Origin of the sequence: Nonomuraea sp. 10N515B (assembly GCF_052245915.1) — a bacterium.
Taxonomy (GTDB): domain Bacteria; phylum Actinomycetota; class Actinomycetes; order Streptosporangiales; family Streptosporangiaceae; genus Nonomuraea.
Genome location: NZ_JBQQBQ010000186.1, coordinates 1 through 1,465 on the forward strand (window position 1 = coordinate 1; position 1,465 = coordinate 1,465).

The window sequence follows — 1,465 nt, forward strand, 5'->3', positions numbered from 1 at the left end:
TGTGGAGCGCCCGTTGCGTTGAGAGGCGCACGGCGGGTGCGGGAAGCGGTCCGGAGAAACGGGCTGGCCGAGAGGCCAGAACCGCGCTCCGGGCCGACTTTCACGAGTTCTTCACCTTCCGGCAGGGCCGGTTCGCCTCCCTCGCCCAGTGCGACGAGGCCATCCGGGCCGCCCGCAAAGAGATCGACTGGCTCAACGACCTGCCCGCCCAGGCGGCGCAGGCAGTGCTGAAGACCTACCGGCAGGCGTGGGCCAACTACTTCAACCCCGACCACCCCGCCAGGCGCCCCACGTTCAAGAGCCGCTTGCGCTCCCGGATGGCCGTGGACGTCCCCCAGGCGCGGGACCTGAACATCACCCGGATCAACCGGCGGTGGGGCGCGGTCAATATCCCCAAACTCGGCCGGGTCCGCTTCCGGTGGACGAAAGACCTTCCCGGCGTCACGAAGGGCGGCCCGGACGGAAAGATCACCGGGGCGCGGTTGGTGAAGGAGGCCACCGGGTGGCACATCGTGTTCCGGATCCAGACCGAGCAGCCGGTGCCGGCCCCACATCCGGGGCCGCACACCGCGATCGACCGGGGCATCGCCGTGCCGTTGGCGCTTGCCACCGGGGAGAAGATCTTCCACCGTGACAAGTGGCTGACCGACGGGGAGCAGGAGCGCCTGCTTCGTCTCGAGCGCAAAGCCGCCCGCCAGAAACGAGCGGCGAAACCCGGACAGCCTGTCAGTAACCGGCTGAAGCACACCTACGACCAGATCGCTCGCCTGCGCGCGAAAGCCAAGCGCCGGGTCGTCGACTGGCAGCACCAGACCACCTCCCAGCTCACCGACCGGTTCTCCGTCATCGTGCTCGAAGACCTCAAGGTCACGAACATGATGGCGAGCGCCTCCGGCACCATCGAACAGCCGGGCAGGAACGTCGCCCAAAAGCGCGGCCTGAACCGGGCCATCGCCGGGCAGGCATGGGCGCGCACCGCCGAGTTCCTCACCTACAAGGCCACCGACAAGGGCGGCAAGGTCCCCATCGTCCCGGCGCCGGGCACCAGCCAGGAATGTCACGCCTGCCACACGATCATCGAGGGGTCGCGGGAGAGTCAGTCCCGGTTCGTGTGCAAGAACACAGCCTGCGGGTGGATCGGCAACGCCGACGTCAACGCCGCCCGCACCCAGTTGTATCGGTACAACTCAGCCGCCGGACGGGCGGTCACCGGACGTGGAGGCCCTGCACCACTGGGGCCGGTGAAGCGTCAAGCACCTCATGGCGGGACTACCCGCACCACCCCGCACGGGGTGGCCGCGTAGCGGCCATGAGAATCCTCCCCATTCATGACCCCGTTGAGCTTGTCACTTCAAGTGTGTAAATTCTTACTCTGAGTAATGGAGAGTGCTCTTTACCTGATTTACTTGATCCTTCCCGGGTAGGCGATCTCGAGTTCGTTGAGCGCTTCGCGCCAGCCGAAGGT

At 66.8% G+C, this 1,465-nt stretch carries 1 protein-coding gene; it reads left to right on the top strand.

Going from position 1 to position 1,465, the window contains the following annotated elements; genetic code table 11:
• On the top strand, positions 1-1,304 hold a 1,304-nt coding region (locus ACTWQA_RS58915; protein ID WP_443167483.1), incomplete at its 5' end, for an RNA-guided endonuclease InsQ/TnpB family protein.
• Positions 1,305-1,465: the final 161 nt, after the last annotated feature.